This window comes from Vibrio sp. V04_P4A5T148, from assembly GCF_963875605.1.
Taxonomy (GTDB): Bacteria; Pseudomonadota; Gammaproteobacteria; order Enterobacterales; family Vibrionaceae; genus Vibrio; species Vibrio anguillarum.
In genome coordinates, this window is the sequence record NZ_CAWNMS010000102.1 from 25,565 (window position 1) to 45,123 (window position 19,559).

The window sequence follows — 19,559 nt, forward strand, 5'->3', positions numbered from 1 at the left end:
AATGACCTCGTTGGCGATGCATTTGGCAACCGACAATCGGAATTTCAGCCGATTTTATCATCCCCAACAAAAAGTGGATTGGGTAAAGGTTTTGCCCGGTGGGTTGTACTGTACGATGCGACAAGAGGTCATTTGTACCGGTTTAGGTTCTTGCGTTACCGCCTGTATGTGGGACCAAGCGGCCAAAGTTGGGGGGATGAACCATTTTTTATTGCCTTTTGATCAGCATTCACAAATTGATCACTGGCATCCTGATGATATTGCTTCAACCGCCTCTCGTTATGGTTGCTATGCGATGGAGCTACTGATTAATCAGTTGATCAAAATGGGGGCTGAGCGTCAGCGCTTACGAGTAAAACTCTTTGGTGGAGCACAAATGCTGGGTTTTAAAGCCATGATTGGCCAGAAAAACATAGATTTCATCAAAAACTATGTTGAGCAAGAAAGGCTTATTGTCGAAGCCAGTGACTTAGGGGGGGACGAACCGAGAAAAGTCATTTTCGAACCCATGACAGGTAAAGTGTGGCTAAAAAGAATTCCATTGACCGAAGTGAGCCGGTTAAGTTTTCAAGAAAAGGTTTATGCCACACAGTTGGATCGTAAAGCGCATAAAGAGAGTGATGATGTGGAGCTATTTAAATGAAAAAAATCAAAGTGCTGATTGTCGATGATTCTCCCGTTTTTAGAGCACTGCTCTGCGAGCTGATTAATGCTGACCCTATGTTAGACGTCGTCGCAATGGCACAAGATCCTTACCAAGCCCGAGAGCTTATCAAGCAGCACAACCCTGATGTGCTAACGCTAGATATTGAAATGCCAAAAATGAATGGCGTGCAATTTTTAAAAAATATTATGCGGTTACGCCCTATGCCGGTAGTGATGATTTCAACCTTGACCCAGCATGGCGCTCAAGCCACGTTAGAAGCATTAGAGCTTGGTGCAGTGGATTACTTCCCTAAACCGTCGGTCGAAAACACGGCTGAAATGGCAAGTTATAGGGAGCTGGTGAACGACAAAATAAAAATGGCGGCAGGGGCAAATGTCGTTCAATCGCATCATTCTTCGGCGGTTAATCAGGTCGAACTGATAGCGGCTAGCCACCAAGAGGCGCGTTATCAGTTGATCGCGATTGGAGCCTCAACGGGCGGAACAGAAGCATTAAAAAGCATATTCTCTGTTTTACCAGCAGGGTTGCCACCGATCGTGATCACTCAACATATCAGTGCGATGTTTACTCGCCCCTTTGCAGAGCGTTTGAATCTTTGTAGCGCCGTAGAGGTGAGAGAGTTGTCCGCTAATCAAGCGCCTTTAGTGAATGGATGCGCTTATGTTGCTCCCGGAGATAAGCATCTGATGGTGATAAAAAAAGGCACTCACCTTTACTGTCAAGTTGACGATAGACCTGCGGTCAATCGTCATAAACCCTCAGTAGATGTGATGTTTGATACGGTTGCTGAAAATGTGGGAGACAAAGCCATCGGTATCCTCTTAACCGGGATGGGTAAAGATGGAGCGCAAGGCATGCTCAAAATGAAGTTGTGTGGCGCATTGACTTTAGCTCAAGACGAAAAAACATCAGTGGTGTGGGGAATGCCCAAAGCGGCAGTAGAGATTGGCGCAACACAGAATATCAAAGCGTTAAATGCCATACCACAATGGATTTGTGATGAACTCTATCGCTAGTGTTGTCTCATTAAATAAGCTCAACATAGATAAGCAAGGAATGGGTGATGATAAATAAAACAGTGACACCAAAAGCAAAATATATTTTAGCTTTAGTTTTGCAGCTAATGGCCCTTTTTGCCGTCATGCTTCACTCCCCTAATTTATGGAGCATGGGGCTAATGATTTTTGCGGCAGCAATACCTTGGCTAGTATTGTCTATGAATTTTAGTGAACAAAACAAAGCTAAAGCCAACCAAAATAAGGTTGAAGAAGAGTCCACTCTTGAAACGCAGCAACATCTACAGAGTATTGAAAAACTGTTCAAAGAGACGCTACCTAAAGTGAGTAGCCCTTTAACCATGCAGCACACCGTGATTGAAGGTTCAGTAGAGACATTAAATAACGCATTTTTTGGCTTGCAAGATATCAGCCAAAAACAGAGTCACGTTTCAAGTACCTTGGTCAATAACTTATTGGCAAACCAAGGCAGCGAATATGATCTCACCACCGTACTACCAAAGACTGAGGCGATTATTGATGGCTTTGTACAAATTCTGATTGATATTTCGGAGAAAAGTATTTCAGCGGTACACAGCATTCACGACATGTCAGAAAAATTGGATATGGTCTTTAAACTGTTAAATCAAGTGAGAAGCCTATCGGAACAGACCAACTTATTGGCGCTGAATGCGGCGATTGAAGCGGCGCGAGCGGGCGAGGCAGGGCGAGGCTTCGCGGTCGTGGCTCAAGAGGTGCGCGACTTGTCGGTTAAAGCAAGAACGCTGAATACTCAAATTGAATCAGAAATTAATGTTGCTCAACAAACAGTACAAAGAGCAAACAAAACCGTTGGCGAAATGGCATCGATAGATATGACTCACGTGATTGAGTCGAAAGAGAAAGTGGACCACATGCTGCGTGGTGTCCAACAAGTGAATATAGAAATAGAGCAAGAAGTGCAAAAAATTCAAGAATTAGGACAAGAATTAACCCAGCAAGTGAGTAATGGCGTCCGTGCCCTTCAATTTGCTGACATTGTGGTTCAACAAAGTGATTATGCGCATGCGTCTATTGATTATTTGCAAGAAGCAAATGAGCTATTGAACGCTTTACTAACACAAAGCATGACTAAAGCAGCATGGGCAGAACAACTTCACCAATTGACAGAGCGCCTGCACAATCGAAGTGGTCCCGCCGCAATCCAAACTAATATGGACGAAGGCGAAGTCGAGCTTTTCTAGGAGGGAGTACGATGAGTATAGAAACTGAAATAGATAGCAATGCTAAACACATTACTATCGCGATTGATGGTGCTTTTGGCTTTAACCTAGTCAAAGAATTTCGTAATAGTTATTCACCCTATCGAGGTTTTAGATTCACCATTGATTTACGCAAGGTGGACTATATTGACAGTGCTGGTCTTGGCATGCTGCTCAATATGCAGAAATATCTTGAGCAAAGTGATGGCATGATCCGAATTACCAATACCTTACCCCAAATAAGGAAAATCTTACTGATTTCTCGATTTGATAAAAAATTTAGTATCGAATAATGCTTAAGGAGTGAGCCGATGCGCGTAACGATTGTTGATGACCATAAATCAAATAGAGAGCTCTGTCGGTTTATCTTATTGCCTATTGTTGAGCACATAGATACCTTCGAAAATGGTGCTGATGCTGTTGAGGCGATGCTCGTCATGGACGTCTTACCCGACGTTATTTTGTTGGATGTGATGATGCCAGTTAAAGATGGTTTCACCACCGCAAAAGAGATCCGCGACTCTTTTCCAAATCACCATATCCCCATTATATTTTTGACCGTGCTTGATGATCATGATTCGTTTGAACGTTGCTTATCGCTGGGCGATGATTTTATTCTTAAACCAGTAGAGCGAAGCGTACTGCTCGCTAAAGTGCAGGCTCATTACCGTATTGTGAAAATGCATAATGAAGTTACTCAACAGCGAGATAAACTCAATTATTTCAACGAACAAGTACAATATGACTACGCCATCGCCGAATCCATTTTCACCAACTTAATGGAGGAGATGAGTGCAAAAGTCAGCAATATCTATGGCATCAGTTATATCTCAACACCTTCGACCATTTTTAATGGTGATCTCATCATTGTGGCGAACCGGCCCTATGGTGGCGTCTACATCATGATCGCCGATGCCACTGGGCATGGATTACCTGCCGCGATTTCAACGATCCCTGCTACGCGTACTTTTTTTTCAATGGCTGAAAAAGGGATGTCGCTTGGCGAAATGGTCGCAGAACTTAATAGTGCGCTAGTAAAGTTTTTGCCTGTTGGCATGATGCTTGCCGCCAGTGTATTTGAGATACGAGCCAACGGCTTCGAGGTTTCGTGGTGGGGAGGTGGTTTGCCTGATGGTTATTTACTGGATGAAGAGAGCAACATCGTTCGTCGTCTCGTTTCCACACATATGCCGTTGGGAGTTCTGGATGCTGATGAATTTGAAGTAAATTTAGTTCATCTCAAATTAAAACCTAACCAAACTATCCTCTGTTATACCGACGGTATTACCGAAGCGATGAATGAAAACGGGGAACAATTTGGCCAGTTGCGACTCGAACAAGTTTTGCAACGGAACGGTAAGACTCAGATTTCAGATTTGTACGATGAAGTATGCCAGTTTTCCAATCGTGGCCATGGTGATGATCTCTCAATTCTTTCAATGACATTTCCAATTACCAATAATAATGAAGTATTAGCGTCGCAAAAAAAACAGTTTCTTAGCCATATACCAATGCAAAGCCATCTCTTTTTTCCTGCTTCAATTCTTAAAAAGATTTCAATTATGGTCGAGATGCGTAACATTGTTCGCGGTTTTATCAGTGGTGGCGAGCATCTTGACCTCGTTTGCTCTGTATTGTCAGAACTGTTTGCCAATGCCATTGAGCATGGGTTATTAAAACTTAATTCTTCACTAAAAGATGACCCAGATGGATTTCTCACTTTTTACCAACGACGTGAAGAGTGTATGGATGAGTTAGATGAATCGTTATGGATTAAACTAGACATTGATTATGACCCAACGGTGGGACAATTGAGCTTTTCACTTGAGCATAATGGCGAAGGCTTTGATTACCAACATACGGTTGCAGACGGCAACTGTACACACGGTCGAGGGATTATTTTGGTCTCTAAATTGTGTGAGTCATTGGAATATTCAAAAGATGGTTGCACTGTTAAGGTGACTTACGCCTTTAACAGTAAACATGATTTTCCGATATTGTCTTAATACTGAACAGATTATTTACACTGTAAAATTCTGCGTAACTCATTCTTTCGTTTATTTTTAGGTTATGTGGTTCGTTTCATCGTGACTAAGTGATGTAGCCCTTAATTTGGTTGCCTAAAGATTTAGTCCATACTGTAAATTGTATACACTGCCATACGAACGGAATCTAACCATATGGGTTAAGTAGTATGTGGAAACGCTTAATTTCGCTTTCAGAGGACAAAAAACAAGTCATTGCCCAGTTGCCTGGGACGGAGTCCATCGACAAAAATTTTGACCAAGCAGGCTTGAAAGAAGCATTGTTTGAGTTATCTGCATCGACATTTTTCTTAAATGAAACTGAAGTTACCCGCTTTATCAACTGTGCAAAAGAGGGTAAGGGTGAAGCATTCTCTGGAATCACCATTGCAGAGAAAAAGAACGCTTCGGTTGAGATTGAATTTAGTGATCGAGATATGTTAGCCAGCATGGTCGTGACGGGTGCATATGGTGGCAGAGCATTGCGCGGTAGTGAGTTGGTGTATGCATTGGCTCATTCCCACGTGACAAAAGGCATCAACAAACTGGCTTTAAAGAAAGTGTTAATGGTAAGTAATACCTTGAAGCCAGGGGAAGTATACACTCAACCTGTTGCGCAGGGGCGCGAACCCATTCAAGGTAAAGACGCACAATTTGTTCCTTTGGTTGAGGATGTCAGTAAGCGCGTGTTAGCTCCGACCAAAAAGCAAGGACAGAACAAAATTGATATGCGCAACTTAGGTGAAACCATCACTGTTGGTCAAGATGATGAAGTGATGCGTCGAATTCCTGCAACCAAAGGAACGCCAGGCTATACCGTGCAGGGAAAAGTGCTGGATCCTAAACCAGGTAAAGACTCGGCCTTAGTTGCAGGAAAGGGGTCTTACATCTCACCCAATGATCCGAATGTGCTACTGGCCAGTCAAGCGGGCCTGCCTATCCTGAAAAGTAAAACGGTTGATGTCGATAACGCTTTATGTTTAAACAACGTCAGTGTAGCAACTGGCCACGTGAAATTTAAAGGATGTGTTGTCATCACGGGCGATGTCGAGCCTGGGATGATCGTGAGAGCGACGGGCTCAATCACCATCGGTGGGTTTGTTGAGTCTGCTGATGTTCAAGCCCAAGGTAATATTGATGTTGGTAAAGGCATTATTGGCCATACGGTGTTTGATGATGAAGCAAGAACATGCATTATCAAATCAGGAGGCTCTATCACGGCTAACTATGCTCAATTTAGCGAACTGCAAGCGGCAGATGACATCAATTTAGCGGTTCACAGCATGAGCAATGAATTACGCTGTGGCAATGATCTAAAAGTATTAGATAGTAAAGAGAAGCAAGGCACACTCAGCGGTGGTCACGCGAAAGTTGGTGGTAAGATCGTTTGCTTCAATCTAGGCGTTGAAGGCGATACCGCCACGGCTGTGCAGGCTTTTGCTCGTTATGCTGTGTATAAAGAACGGGTCGCGAAACACAAAGAGCATTATAAACAAGCGCAAGAAGCGACGATGGAAGTGATTCGCCGTGAGATTGAATTTAAGAAAAAGCCTAAAGCGGAACGCTCGGAAGAGGAACTGCTAAAAATTGATGAATTTAAGAAACAGACTAATGATCGTTTAGAAAAAGCAAAATTGGCGTTGGATATGCTGGGAGAGGAGTTTGAGCAATTGCTCGAAATGAATACGATCGAAGTCAAAAATAAAGTTTATACCCATGTTTCGGTGCAATTTGATGATGAGCGGATCATCACCAAGCGGGCTCATGGCGCTAGTATCTTCTCATTTAACCAGTATGAGATTAAATGTGCTTCGATGCTTGAAGATGAAGATGTCGGAGGGATCTAACATTCTTATCTCAGAGTGCTAAGCAAAAAACGAGGTATTTTGCCTCGTTTTTTGCTGATTATGCTATTTCTAGTAAGGTAGCTATTGCACTGATCTCACTTTGCCCTGTTTGAGATCGTTTAACACCATCGATTTAGGACCATCGGCAATGACACAGCCTTTCTCCATCACAATGACGCGATCAACCACATCGAGCATTGACGTTTTATGAGTAATTAATATTAACGTCTCACTTGGTGTCAATTGAGACAGTTGATGTTTGATGTGCATTTCAGAGCGATTGTCCATGGCGCTGGTGGGCTCATCAAGTAGCAAAACGGGTGGGCGTCCGAGCAGTGCACGAGCAATGGCTACCGCTTGCCTCTGACCACCAGACAACAACAAGCCGCCTTCACCCACTTGTCGTTCTAACCCAGCAGGGTCTTGCTGTGTGAACGCGGTAACTCCCGCTCGGTTGGCGGCATCCATCACATCTCTATCATCAACTAATGGACGCCCGAGCGTAATGTTATCGCGAATTGAACCGTAAAATAGGTTGCTGTCTTGAGGTACACAACCAATATTACGTCTCACATCAATGTGATGCAGTTGCGCGATATCGGTGTCATCAATACGAACATTCCCCTCGGTCGGTTGATATAACCCCATAATAAGGCGCTCTAAGGTGGTCTTCCCTGAGCCGATGCGGCCTATGATCGCTACTTTTTCACCCGGATGAATCGTTATACTTAAGTCACGTATTGATGCAACAGGCGCATTAGGGTAGTGAAAAGTGATTTTGTCTAGCTCAATTTTACCTTGCACAATCGGACGATGAATATAGCGTTTACCTTCTTCTTGCTCATCGGGCATTTGCATCACTTGCTCAATGATTTTTAAGGACGATTTGGCTTGGTTGTAGCGTGTTGAAAGTAATGATAGTTGCACCATTGGGCCAATCGCACGGCCGCTGAGCATGGTTGCGGCGATGAGCCCACCCATGGTTAAATCGCCGTTGGATATCAGATAGACGCCTAAGATGATCATACCAACATTCGCGGCTTGCTGAACAAACCCGGCAGTATTTTGAATACCATCAGTAATTCGACGGCTTTTAATGTTCCAGTTCGCCATGTGCGCGACCGCTTCTTCCCAGCGATATTGAAACTGACTTTGAGCGCCAAAGAGTTTCACCGTTTCAAGTCCAGCTAAACTTTCAATCAGGTTGGCGTATTTTTGTGATGCCAGTCGAGAGCCCTCTTCAATCGCCCGTCGTAGAGGTGCTTGGATGAGCAGAGAATAGATAGCAATGATCAGTACACCAGCGATAGGTACCAGCACTAAGCTGCCCGCCATTAGCCAGATCAGCACTAAAAAGAGCAGTGCAAATGGCAGGTCAATCAATGATGAGATGGTTGCTGAGGTAAAGAATTCGCGTATGGATTCGAACTCTTGTAAATGTCGCGCAAACGCACCGACAGAGGGAGGACGAGACTCCATTCTGATCCCCATCACTTTACTAAAGAGCTTGGAAGAGATCAGAATGTCAGATTTTTTGCCCGCCACATCAATAAAATAACTGCGAAGTAGTTTGAGGAGCAGATCGAATAAGAAGATCACAAAAATCCCGCTCGCTAATACCCACAAGGTTTCAAACGCAAGGTTAGGCACGACTTTGTCATACACTAAACGGCTGAACATTGGTGCCGCAATGGCAAACAAATTGATTAAAATGGAAGCGATCAACACATCACGATAAATGTGCTTTGACTGCCATAACGTACCCCAAAACCAGTGGCCATCACGGGTCTTTAATATTTCTGGTGAGCGCTCGTCATAGCGAAACTGTTTTTTCACCATGAAGTAGCGGCCAATATAGCGTTCAGTCAGTTCCTCTAAGGGAATAGCTACGGGGATTAGACCAGACTCCGCAGTGACGACCTCAGCTTCTTGATTCGCTTCGTTGATGCTGCTGAGCACACAGGCTTCACCGCCTTTTAAAATTAAGATAACGGGGAAAACCAATTTTGGGATTTGATCCAATGCTGAGCGATTTTCCTTGGCGATTAACCCCGCTCTTTCGGCTGCTCGAGGAAAGAGAAAAGGCGTCAGTTTCCCATCTGATAAAGGTAGGCCGTTGATCAGTGCTTCTGGGGAATTCGCCAATCCATAATAACGACTCACATAGATAAGCGAATTGAGTAGCGTGTCTTGCATTACATCTGACCTTTTTTATTTATCCACAATAAAGCCTTGGAAGACTTCTATAAAATGCTCGGAAAGGAAATCAAGTTGAGTTTGCGTTTCTACCCTTGACGCAATTGTGGTGATTCCTAAATTGTGTGCTGTGCGAGAAATCGACGTTAAGGTGAATTTTTGCTTTTCATCGTCGAGATGGTGAGTAAATAGATAATCGAGTTTCACGTATTTTGGACGGTACTCGTTGATGTAGTCTAATGATTGGAAATTCCGGCCATAGTTATCGACACCAAAGTCTGCGCCGGCTGCTCTTATGGCATTACAAAATAGCGCCGTATGGTGAGGGGCGTTGAGGAATGCGTTTTCCGGTATTTCAAAGTGTAGGTTCTCACAGATAGAGCGATGCTTCGCCAGAGTCTGAGTGACCCAACGAATAAAACTGGGTTGAGAAAGACTGCTTTGAGCGATATTAATGGCTAATGGTTCGGCTATCTCTCCCGTTTCGAGCTTGCGAATCATCGTTTCAATAACATATTCATCAAAAATATGGCTGGCATTGAGTTGGTCGAGTGCAAATAAGTATTGGTTAGCGCTGTAGCGTTTGCCATCGTGCTCAATCGCTGAAAAAACTTCGCGGTGGAAAGTTTGTCCCCAGCTATTATTGGCTGACTGCAAACGGAAACTGAACCAATCGTTATGGATAGCTTCTTCAACCAATGCTTTCCATTGCTGTTTACCCATCACAGTTTGTTTGGTTTCACTGCTGACAAAGCCGTAAATCAGCTCTGGATTTGCAGTTGCAATGGCTAGCGCGTTGTCGAGCAAGGAAAGTAACTGCGTTGAAGATTTTGGTTCTTTATTATGAACAACGCCTAAAGAGACTTTGGCTGATGCCATACCAGTCGGGTCGGCTAGAGTGTCTTGCACAAAATTCATAATACTATCGGCGATGATTTTGAGTTCACTCTCTTCCATGTTGGGTAAAATAAAGCCAAACTCTTCGGTAGAAATACGTGCCAGAGTCACATCAGGTGAAGTAATCGACACTTTTAGATGCTCAGCCAAATGGCGCACCATACCATCGCCTGCTTCATAACCCTTTTCTTCGTAAAGCTCTTTGATAAACTCTGCTTGCAAAATAGCAGCGCCACCTATGGCACTTTCTGATAGCCAACTACTGAGTTGACTCATGTAATAGGCGCGGTTGCCAAGTTGAGAAACTGGGTCAATATAAGCACGCTCACGCAGTTGCTGCGCTTCTTGCGCCTGAGCTTTGAACGCTTTTTCAACCTGCGCTGACATGCTATTGATACCATCAACTACATAAATCAGATCTTTGGTCGCTGGCCGCGGTAGCGGTTCACCAAAATGGTTGCGTGCGACTTGCTCCATTTTTTCGACAATCATCTGCAGCGGGCGTAAAGCGCGCTTCAGAATGAAAGCGATGGCGGCAAGGCCAATCACAAAAATAGCGCTAAACGCGATAAGTAGCCGAATCAGCGCCTTCCATAATTGCGCATAGGCCTCGCCAGGGTGGCTGACAATTTCGACTTCAGCAAGCTGCATCCAACCACTGGTTACCACGCGTTGATCATGGATCGGTGCAAACAGGTGTAAATTGGTAAACCATTGCGGAACGTTATTAGGTTTTACAGGGTAAGATCGCAGAATCTCTTCGTCATCGTCTAGAAAAATCAATCGTACGACTGAGTAAGAGCTGCCATCAAACAAGGCATTGATAACCGACTCAACCGCAATCTTATCTTTCTTCTCCAAATAAGGTGCCAGCGCCAAACCGACGGTGTTGATGGTGTTGTTGACTTCAGAGCGCTGCTGCTGCTCTAAGTTGTTGCGGGTCGTATTGAATTCAATAATAAAGACTGAAGTCATCAGCATAATGAAGACGGCAATCATTCCCGCGACAAGTTGTTTATATAGCGTCATATTACTTACTCATCGTAACTTACAATTGGTTTATTCAATTTTAGCGAGCGTTCCCGTTCACGTAAGTCATTCCAAAGACTTAATCGTGAAGAGTCTCCTGCAAGCTGGCCATTTTTGGATTTCATTAGCCATAAATTTTTACCGTTAAAGCTGTAGATCGGTAACAGATCACGGCGTGTTGATGCTGGCTTAATCTCAGGGTTTATATTGTCTAAAATTAAGGGCTCGGCATTGGGTGTTGAATAGTACGCAAGAATCATATGAAACTGATTTAATTCAATGGCTTTAACATACACGAGGCGCAACTTTTTATCATCGATACCCAGTTCAAGCAGGGAGAAGTACTTCGCAATTGTGAAATCTTCGCAATCCCCTGCGTTGCTTCCTAGAAACTCAAGTGGTGTCGCCCAGTAGTCATTTTTCCCCCATAAATCGATATCATTAACAAAGTACAGCTGATTGAAAAATCGATTTATTTCGGTCAATTTGTCACGTTCGGGAGCATTTTGGTGTTTGGCAATTTCTTTGCGCCATGTTTCGACGCGTTTCCCTGCTCTTGTGCCATAGGTAAGCGCGACCGCATCGACCCACTGCTGCTCTTTGGTGTTGAGCGCTTGGGGGGATGAGGGCATAAATAGCAATAAAACCAGTGGCAGCCAAAACTTCATCAAAAACCGTCAATCATGAATATATTAAAAAGCATAAGTGAACCTTACTCCCTTAGCGCATTTTTTTGTGCACTGAGTATGGGCTTTAGTAGATAATCCATCACGGTTCGTTTACCCGTAATAATATCAACAGAGGCCGTCATTCCTGAGATGATAGGCAGGTTAGCATCATGCCCTAAGCTGGTTTGATTGGTCCTTACTCGGACTAAATAATAGCTTTTGCCTTCTTCATCTTGAGTGGTGTCGGCACTGATATGCTCAAGTGTCCCTTCCAAGCCGCCATATTTGGTGAAATCATAGGCGCTGAATTTTACGATGGCGGGCAACTCTGGTCTTAAGAAGGCGATGTCTTGTGGGGCAATTTGCGCTTCAACAAGCAAGGTATCCTCTGTTGGGACTACTTCAACAATATCCATACCGGGCTGGATAACACCGCCAACAGTGTTGACGTAAAGCGTCTTAATTGTTCCTGTCACAGGCGATAGCACAACAGTGCGATTTACCTTATCTTCAAGCCCAACGGCTGATTCTGTGATTGCTGAAAGTCTATCTTGGGCTTCGTTCAGTTTGTCTTGCTGCTGTGAGCGAAACTTTTGAGCCGCATCAATACGGTTGAGCACCGCTTCGCGAATCGCTGATTTTAATACTGGGATGTTAAGCTCGCTGGTGGTCATTTCACGGCGAGTATCGTTTACTTGGCGCTGTAGTTTCAGCAGCTCAATTCGTGGCACGACACCTTCGTCTGCTAAAGGTCTAGTGATCTCAAGCTCTTTATTCGCAAAATCATAACTTTGGCGCAAATTTTTCACGCGCGCTTGTATTTCAACCAACTCTTGTAGTTTCTGTTTGACTTGTTGATCTAAAAGAGAAAGTTGGTTGCGTAAGTTATTAAGATCTTGCCGGTAGGCGTCCCTTTGTCTATTAACTAAATCGGGTTGGTTGTCTGTTAACAGCGGTGGAAAGGCGAGTTTGTTATAGTCAATTTTGACGCTATTTTGCCAGTTGTCATCATCAATTTCTTCGTTAATCATCACGCTAGTAATGGAAGCGGATAGCTGTAGAACACTGGCGGTAAGGTTAGCGACTTGTTGTTCACGTTCGCGGTAGTCTGAGCGGAAACGTGTGTCATCAATTAATAACAGTTGTTGGCCTTTTTGCACTCGTTCACCTTCGCGAACCAATATCTGTTTGACTAAGCCTCCTTCCAAGTTTTGAACCACTTGAACTTGCGATGACGGAACGACTTTGCCTTGTCCAACTGTCACTTTGTCGACCTGTGCCCATGAGGCCCAGACGATGGCTAAGAGAAAAAAACAGACCATAACCCAGAGCATCACGCGTGCACTGTTGGGCGCGTTCAGTAGCAGAGCCGCCGTTTTGTCGTCTACGTACTCCAATTCTGTCGAAGAGAGTTTGTTATAACTCTTGTTGCTCATCGCTTATCCTTTGCGCCTAATCGTAGTGTATTTCCCTTTTCTACTTAAAGCTGTAGAGGGAGGCTACAACTGTAAGTTGTTTGGGTATAGTTGCTTGATTTTATTACTTGTCTAGCAAAATGTTAAGGATTTGCCACTCATCATGAGATTACTATTCACCATTTGAATTGATTGTACTTCCTATTGCGTACGTTCTACAGAGTTTAGCTGTGAATTACTGATTTTGTTGAACCTTAGCACTCTTGAGTTATGACGATGATAGGCGCACAATCGTCAAAAATTTCATAAGGAGCAGAGATGGAACTTTCAGACATCCGCCGCGAATACATAAAAGGCGGTTTAAGACGCAAAGATTTGCTTTCAAATCCCATTGAGCAGTTTAACCTTTGGCTGCAACAGGCCATTGATGCCGGTCTTACCGATCCCACAGCGATGACAGTGGCAACGGTTGATGAAAATGGACAACCTTTCCAACGTATAGTGCTATTAAAAAATGTCGAAAAAGACAGTTTTGTTTTCTACACCAATTTAGGCAGTCGCAAAGCACAGCATATTGAACACAACAATAAAGTCAGCTTGCACTTTCCTTGGCACCCATTAGAGAGACAAGTGCACATCACAGGAACGGCTGAAAAATTGTCGGCTTTTGAAAACATGAAATATTTTACTTCTCGTCCTAAAGATAGCCAAATTGCCGCGATAGCGAGCCGCCAGAGCAGCCGTATCTCAGCTCGTGGTATTTTGGAAGGTAAATACTTGGAGTTAAAAAAGAAATTTGAACAAGGTGAGATCCCAGTTCCGAGTTTTTGGGGAGGATATCGCGTTAAAGTTGAATCGATAGAATTTTGGCAAGGTGGTGAGCATCGTTTGCATGATCGCTTCTTGTTTACGCAACATGATCAACAATGGGACGCTGAACGTTTAGCACCATAAGGCCTACTTGTTAAAAGTCAGTCGCAATGAATGCCTCATTTATATGGGGCATTCACTATTGAGTACCACGGATAATTGCGTTTTGAGCAAGGTCTTGGGGATGTTTGAGCCATAACCTTGGTCTAGAGCCATATCGATAAGTTGCTCTTTACTGTGGGCTGCAAATTTATGTCGCAATTTTGCTTCATAGCCTTCCACTGTTTTTATCGAAATCTTCATTACCCGAGCAATGTGTTTGGGCTTTTTTCCATAAAGCAGAAGAAAAAGAACCTCAGATTCTCTTGTGGTTAGGGGCCCGGAAATGGGCTCTAGAACACCTGTGGAATGCTGTGTGGTCGTTAAACCTGTTGCCCGACATATCCAATGGCCTACTTCCAAAATCGCGGTATCAGTTAGCTCTTGCCCGAAAAAAATTGTACCTTGAACCTCACCTTGTGCGTTGAACCATGGGGTTTTGGTGAAAATATGAGCGCGCCAAGAACCGTCAGCATAGGGGTGGATATCCAGCACTTTTAACGGTTTTTTTGTGGAGATTACACAGCGATCTTGCTGCTGGAATTCTGCGGCGCAAGCGGTTGTCGGGCTTGGCATTTCAAAGTCAGTTAATCCAATGCACTGTTTTGCATCACTAACACCAATTAATTTGCCATAAGCATTGTTTGCGTAAACAAAAACCGAATTAAGATCTTTGCAACCCCAATATCCCGGAAGCTGTTGAAACAATGAAATTTGTTCTGCGCTGAGGAAATTGACCATAGCGGGTTCTCCTAACAATGACATTGATATAATACCAATGGCATGGCGGGTTGTAATCCATAGCGGTATGGGAACATAAAAAAAGCCAGCCTGAAGAAGGGCTGGCATAAATACAAGAATTGCTTCTTGTCGACGTGTAGAAGAGGTTCTATGAATGCTGCGAGGGTGTTGCAAATTCATAGGGATACCACATGGATATCAAATATCAAACGTGTTTGATATTCAACACCACTTTAGACGACGAGAGTGCAATAACAAAGGGGGGAATTCCCCCCTTTGTTATATAAATGGCTGAGCTAGTTCAGCTTACCTAAAGTTCCCTAATGACCCTGAAGCCAACATAATTTGCCGAAGTAGCAGGAGCAATAAACAAATTACCATAAGCCGCCGCCGTTGCAGGGGAGAAGCTCCATGCTCCACCTTTTGCTTGACCTCTTGAGTCATTTGTCCATTCCCACACGTTACCGACAACATCATAAAGGCCTAGGCCATTGGGAGCGAAAGACTTCACAGGAGAGGTGCTTTTATTTGACCAAGGTGTACCACTCCAGCCAGTATTCGCTTTCCCAGTTCCGAAATCATCTCCCCACCAATAGTCTGTTTGTGTACCAGCGCGAGCGGCAATTTCCCACTCTTCTTCAGTCGGCAAACGGTATTTATAGCCAGTTTCCTTACTTAGCCAGCGAGTATAGGCCTTCGCATCATTTTGGCTAATACACACCACTGGCGAGTTGCTCAACTGCTTAAAACCAGGGTCGCGCCAATAGCTACCTGCAATCGGAGTAATTTCAGATTCGGCGACTGCTGTGCACAGTTTTTGTAGCTCAGCATCAGTTTGGTAGGTGGTTTGATTCACAAAGGTTTCAAATTGACCCACAGTTACGGGGGTTGAACCAATTGCGAAAGCATGATCAAGGAAAACTTGTTTCGATGCGTGCTCGCCAATCAAATATTCGCCTGAGATCAAAGTGACTAACTCAGGAGCTTTAATATCCCCTTTGAGGGAATCAGCAAATTTATGTCCAGGTTTAAGTAGGTTGTCTTTTTCTCGTAGGTTCGCTCTTAATGTATGATCTGAGGTGATTTTCAGCTCTTGATTAAATGAGTAATACCCTTCTTTCTCAATCGTAATCATGTGCGGTCCCACTGGAAGCATCACTTCGACGGGAGTACTACCATAGTTTACATTGTCGATAGAGACTTTATCACTGTATTGGTTCGAGCGAATCGATAGGGTAACCCAAGCAATTTCTTTCTGTTTTTCTGTATTGGCTGAGTATTCGCCTGGGGCGAAACAGTATTGTGATTCGACATTCAGCAACCGACATGGTGTGTTTTCATCCGGTCTTGCATCAAGCTGAACATCTAGTACGGCTTTGTACTTATTGCCATTGTAGAAACCTGAATCTACGGTTTTATGGCGCAGTACATGAATATTAAAAGAGACATTGGCCAGATGTTGTTGGACGAGCTTGGCCTCACTTGTGGCCTCTATTAACTTGGTTTGATACTGGTTTACCGCTTTCTGGAGCGCTAAGTCAGTGGTCTGTTTCGAGCATTGAGCCAATGTCATATCGGCACTACAAGCGTTAGTAAAGCTAACTTTCTCGGTGCTACTCTGTTTGAGTTCATCTCTTAAGCGCTCAACTCGCGCGCGTAATTTATGCTGTTCTAGCTCATTGATATTTTTGCTGACCGTGCTCTGCTCGGCCCTTTTTTGTGCCAGCAGTGCTTCTGACTCTTGGCGTTTTTGTTCAGCTTCTAAACGGTTTTTTTGATTCTGCTTTACATTAGCCCAAGCTGCTTGGTAGGCATTTTGTGAAGGCATGATGTCCAGTTCAGGATCATCAATCATTTTCATGTAATCGCGTTCTAAGTCAGTTTTTGCTTTTGCAAGTGCCTTATCAAAGAGCTGGGCTTGCTTTGTTAGCCTGTCTAACTCACTGTCGTGGTTGTTCACAACCACTTGTTGTTCATGGGTGGCCTTCTGGGCTGCCTGTAATTCGGACTGTTTAGTAAACAACGCATCATCAATGGCAATTACTGAGGAAGGCGTTCCTTCTGCCATCGTCGATGTTGCCACTAAGCAAGGCGAAAGTGCTAATAAGAGAGCGGGTAAACCTTGTCGCATTATTATCTACTTCAGTTAAGTTATTAGTTCATTGTGTCTATTCTAAACGAAAACACCATTTTGTCTGAAGTCATCTTTCAATAACTTAATGACAAAATGGCGTTTTAACTGCATCTTTGTGAATTACGACAGAAAAACAGAGTTTTTTTGAGGTAATTAACCCTCTTTATTCGGTCTTAGCTTTATCCAAACCGTATCATTGCCGTTAATTGTTAATACCCGGTTGTAGGTTTCGTAGCCATCTTTAGAGACGGTAACTTGGTGGCGGCCATTGGGCAAAACAATCTCAACAGGCGTACTGCCGTAGTTAATACCGTTGATGGTTACGGCATCGTTGTATTGATCCGACCTTACGGTCACATTTGCCCACTGTTTGTCATTTTTTTGCGTACCTTCAGACACGCCGCCTTTCAAACAGTATCGAGTTGACACGTTAAGCAGTTTACACGCAGCCACAGCTTCTGGTTTCGCTTGGAGCTGAGCTTGCATTTGGGTGAAGTATTCGTTGTTGCCTTCAAAACCACTGCGAATAATTTGGCTATCTTGTACATGGATGTTAAGTTCCACGCCTTTCAGGTTTTGCTTGGCAATGAGCGATTCGGTTAGGTCATCAAGCAACTTTGCCCGAAACGTTTTTACCGCTTTTTGTTTGGTAAGGTGCTGTCCCTGATTTGAACACTCACCGAGTGTCATTGTCGTTGAACAGGTGGTTTTATAGCCAGTTTCAAGAACACTACTTTCACGCAGTTCGGCTTCGAGACGTTTGACCCTAGCTTCAATGCGTGACTCTTCGAGGTTCGCATACTCATTACTGAGACGAGCTTGCTTTTGTTTTATTTGAGACAAGCGCATTTCAACTTCGGTCATCGCTTGATTATTCTCAAGGCCTTCAGCTTGGTTCTGCTTCACTGATGCCCATGTTTCTTGGTACTTCTTTTGAAACGAGGCTAAATCTGTGTCTGGATCATCTAAAAGACGGCTATATTGTTTGTCCAAAGCAGACTTGGCTCGATTGCGTTTAGCATCAAGTTCTTCACTTTCTCGTTTAATACGAACATGTTCATTTTTAAGTTGTTGAAGCTTAGCTCCCTCTGCTTCGTATTCTGCAGAAATCGCGTCGATTTCCGTCTGTTTAGTAGTCATTTTTTCATCGATAGCGGTGACAGGATCTACCTGAATAACTTCTTCCGCGTACACCGATGCAGATACCCAAAAAGGGCTTAGCGCAAGCAATAGCGCTGGGATGCGACGTGTGATCATAGGTCCCTGCAACAAATTAACGTTTAACCACAAAAGTGGGAAAGACAAACTTTTGACAGCTTTAATGGATAAGCTGTATTCATAATGCAAAATTTATTCCGAACAATAGCAAAATTCACTTAAATCTATTACTAGGTGACTGATTTTGTAAATTTTATAATTGTGCATCTTCATTTTGAGCCTAATAGCGAAATATGCAAGTCTCTATTTTCGATCTATTTAGGGGTTTTGGGATTGAACACACATTGACCGTAATTTATGTGCACTTGATCATTGTTCCGTTTTGAAAAATCGATCTCATTTCACCCCTAAACTTAAGCTTCATATGCACTTTGATGTTTAATTTTAAAAAAACACAGCTTTGTTTTCGCTCCTGATAGTTTTGTTATAACATCAGCTTTTAACCTCAACCATGATGCAGCAATATGAGCGACTTTTCTTCGGCTAAGCTATCTAACTATCAACAAAATGACAAAGTTTTGTCGCCTAGGCCGGCAGAGTTAGTGACATTACCCTCGTACATGGAGTGTCATGATCATAGTTATACCCAAGTCGTTATCGGATTAAAAGGCCAAGCTGAGTTTGAAGTACAAGGTGTAGGCAATTTGGTGGGGCCGGGGCAAGGTTGTGTCGTTACCTCTGGAACTGGCCATGCGTTTGGTGGTGTCGTTGGGCAGTCGGATATTTTAGTGCTTAACCTTCCAATCTCCTGTGGAGATGACCCTTTGCTTCTACAAAAAATGAATGAGTTGTCGAATGCGGATATTTACTTTCAGCTGGATGGACAAATCCAAAAGTTGATCCAATTGCTAGTTAAAGAGATGCAATCGAGCCCTGATGATTTACTGTTGAGCCGTGCCTGCAATGACACCGTTATGGCATTACTGCAACGCCATATTTCTGTATTTGAAACGCATCGCAAAGAGTCTCGTTTTGATCTTGAAGCGATTGATCGTTATATCGATCTGCACCTTGGTCGTAAAATTTCAGTCGCTCAATTAGCGGGCCGCGTTTATTTAGGTGAAAGCCAATTTCATATGTTGTTCAAAGAGCAAATGGGGATCACGCCTCATCAATATTTGTTAGGTAAACGAATTGATATGGCAAAAGATTTGATTGAGCAAGGTTGTTTGAGTTTTGGTCAAATTGCGGAATTAACGGGCTTTTCTGGACAAAGTACCTTCACTCATTCATTTACTCGCTTGCAAGGTATTTCTCCATCGCAATACCGAAAATTGTGTCGTCGCTAATTCTTTATATCCCTGCCTCTTTTTTGTTTGTAATTCCCACATCATTTTTATATTGCTTGCCTTGAACTATCGGCAACACGTGCACCTTTAGTTAAATTTTGGAAACAATGTTGCTATTTTCTGCTTTGTGCATGATGTCAATTGATGTGATTGTGTTTTTATTTTGTTAATAGCCAGAGTTTTTAGCAAAAAACTCGGAGTTTTTGAC

15 protein-coding genes are annotated in these 19,559 nt (G+C 43.4%); 8 read left to right on the forward strand and 7 right to left on the reverse strand.

Translation table 11 applies throughout. The annotated features are described in order from the left end of the window. Window position 1: 1 nt before the first annotated feature. The 6 genes from AACT18_RS17255 to AACT18_RS17280 all read left to right on the forward strand — a co-directional run bounded on the left by AACT18_RS17255 (window position 2) and on the right by AACT18_RS17280 (window position 6,795). A complete protein-coding gene (locus AACT18_RS17255; protein WP_013868213.1) occupies window positions 2–643 on the forward strand; it encodes a chemotaxis protein CheD in 642 nt (213 codons plus the stop codon). After that, complete coding sequence (locus AACT18_RS17260; RefSeq protein ID WP_094125385.1) at window positions 640–1,683, forward strand: protein-glutamate methylesterase/protein-glutamine glutaminase; 1,044 nt, start codon at window positions 640–642, stop codon at window positions 1,681–1,683. Before AACT18_RS17255 ends, AACT18_RS17260 begins: the two co-directional genes overlap by 4 nt. Before the next feature lie 44 nt (window positions 1,684–1,727). Then, window positions 1,728–2,906 (forward strand): methyl-accepting chemotaxis protein, encoded by a 1,179-nt coding sequence (locus tag AACT18_RS17265; RefSeq protein ID WP_017044935.1) that lies wholly within the window; start codon window positions 1,728–1,730, stop codon window positions 2,904–2,906. An 11-nt stretch (window positions 2,907–2,917) separates the two neighbouring features. Next, the gene (locus tag AACT18_RS17270; protein WP_013868210.1) at window positions 2,918–3,217 is read left to right on the forward strand and encodes an STAS domain-containing protein; all 300 of its coding nucleotides are present in this window, start codon (window positions 2,918–2,920) and stop codon (window positions 3,215–3,217) included. Window positions 3,218–3,235: 18 nt separating this feature from the next. After that, on the forward strand, window positions 3,236–4,930 hold the full coding sequence (locus tag AACT18_RS17275; protein WP_094143257.1) for an ATP-binding SpoIIE family protein phosphatase: 1,695 nt from the start codon (window positions 3,236–3,238) through the stop codon (window positions 4,928–4,930). 188 nt (window positions 4,931–5,118) lie between these two features. Then, complete coding sequence (locus tag AACT18_RS17280) at window positions 5,119–6,795, forward strand: DUF342 domain-containing protein (protein ID WP_094124559.1); 1,677 nt, start codon at window positions 5,119–5,121, stop codon at window positions 6,793–6,795. 81 nt (window positions 6,796–6,876) lie between these two features. Here the strand turns inward: AACT18_RS17280 and AACT18_RS17285 are convergent, their stop codons facing one another. From AACT18_RS17285 to AACT18_RS17300, 4 genes are read right to left on the reverse strand one after another with little or no spacing between them, the layout of a single operon-like run. Next, window positions 6,877–8,991 carry a type I secretion system permease/ATPase gene (locus tag AACT18_RS17285; protein ID WP_013868207.1) on the reverse strand — a complete coding sequence of 705 codons (2,115 nt, stop codon included), beginning with the start codon at window positions 8,989–8,991 and terminating at the stop codon, window positions 6,877–6,879. Window positions 8,992–9,006: 15 nt separating this feature from the next. Next, window positions 9,007–10,917, reverse strand: coding sequence for a bifunctional diguanylate cyclase/phosphodiesterase (locus AACT18_RS17290; RefSeq protein WP_013868206.1), 1,911 nt, complete (start codon window positions 10,915–10,917; stop codon window positions 9,007–9,009). A 5-nt stretch (window positions 10,918–10,922) separates the two neighbouring features. Further along, window positions 10,923–11,585, reverse strand: coding sequence for a transglutaminase-like cysteine peptidase (locus tag AACT18_RS17295; protein ID WP_094124558.1), 663 nt, complete (start codon window positions 11,583–11,585; stop codon window positions 10,923–10,925). Between the two features lie 44 nt (window positions 11,586–11,629). After that, the gene (locus AACT18_RS17300; protein ID WP_094124557.1) at window positions 11,630–13,021 is read right to left on the reverse strand and encodes an HlyD family type I secretion periplasmic adaptor subunit; all 1,392 of its coding nucleotides are present in this window, start codon (window positions 13,019–13,021) and stop codon (window positions 11,630–11,632) included. Between the two features lie 297 nt (window positions 13,022–13,318). On the opposite strand from AACT18_RS17300, the gene pdxH reads away from it, so the two are divergent. Then, complete coding sequence (gene pdxH / locus AACT18_RS17305) at window positions 13,319–13,954, forward strand: pyridoxamine 5'-phosphate oxidase (RefSeq protein ID WP_013868203.1); 636 nt, start codon at window positions 13,319–13,321, stop codon at window positions 13,952–13,954. Between the two features lie 39 nt (window positions 13,955–13,993). On the opposite strand, the gene AACT18_RS17310 is transcribed toward pdxH, so the two are convergent. The 3 genes from AACT18_RS17310 to AACT18_RS17320 all read right to left on the reverse strand — a co-directional run bounded on the left by AACT18_RS17310 (window position 13,994) and on the right by AACT18_RS17320 (window position 18,101). Further along, window positions 13,994–14,710, reverse strand: coding sequence for a helix-turn-helix transcriptional regulator (locus AACT18_RS17310; protein WP_017046874.1), 717 nt, complete (start codon window positions 14,708–14,710; stop codon window positions 13,994–13,996). 310 nt (window positions 14,711–15,020) lie between these two features. Next, window positions 15,021–16,841 carry an SUMF1/EgtB/PvdO family nonheme iron enzyme gene (locus AACT18_RS17315; protein WP_094124556.1) on the reverse strand — a complete coding sequence of 607 codons (1,821 nt, stop codon included), beginning with the start codon at window positions 16,839–16,841 and terminating at the stop codon, window positions 15,021–15,023. A gap of 156 nt (window positions 16,842–16,997) precedes the next feature. After that, on the reverse strand, window positions 16,998–18,101 hold the full coding sequence (locus AACT18_RS17320) for a PEGA domain-containing protein (RefSeq protein ID WP_176428352.1): 1,104 nt from the start codon (window positions 18,099–18,101) through the stop codon (window positions 16,998–17,000). Window positions 18,102–18,526: 425 nt separating this feature from the next. On the opposite strand from AACT18_RS17320, the gene AACT18_RS17325 reads away from it, so the two are divergent. Beyond that, the gene (locus tag AACT18_RS17325; RefSeq protein ID WP_017042345.1) at window positions 18,527–19,351 is read left to right on the forward strand and encodes an AraC family transcriptional regulator; all 825 of its coding nucleotides are present in this window, start codon (window positions 18,527–18,529) and stop codon (window positions 19,349–19,351) included. Window positions 19,352–19,559 lie beyond the last annotated feature (208 nt).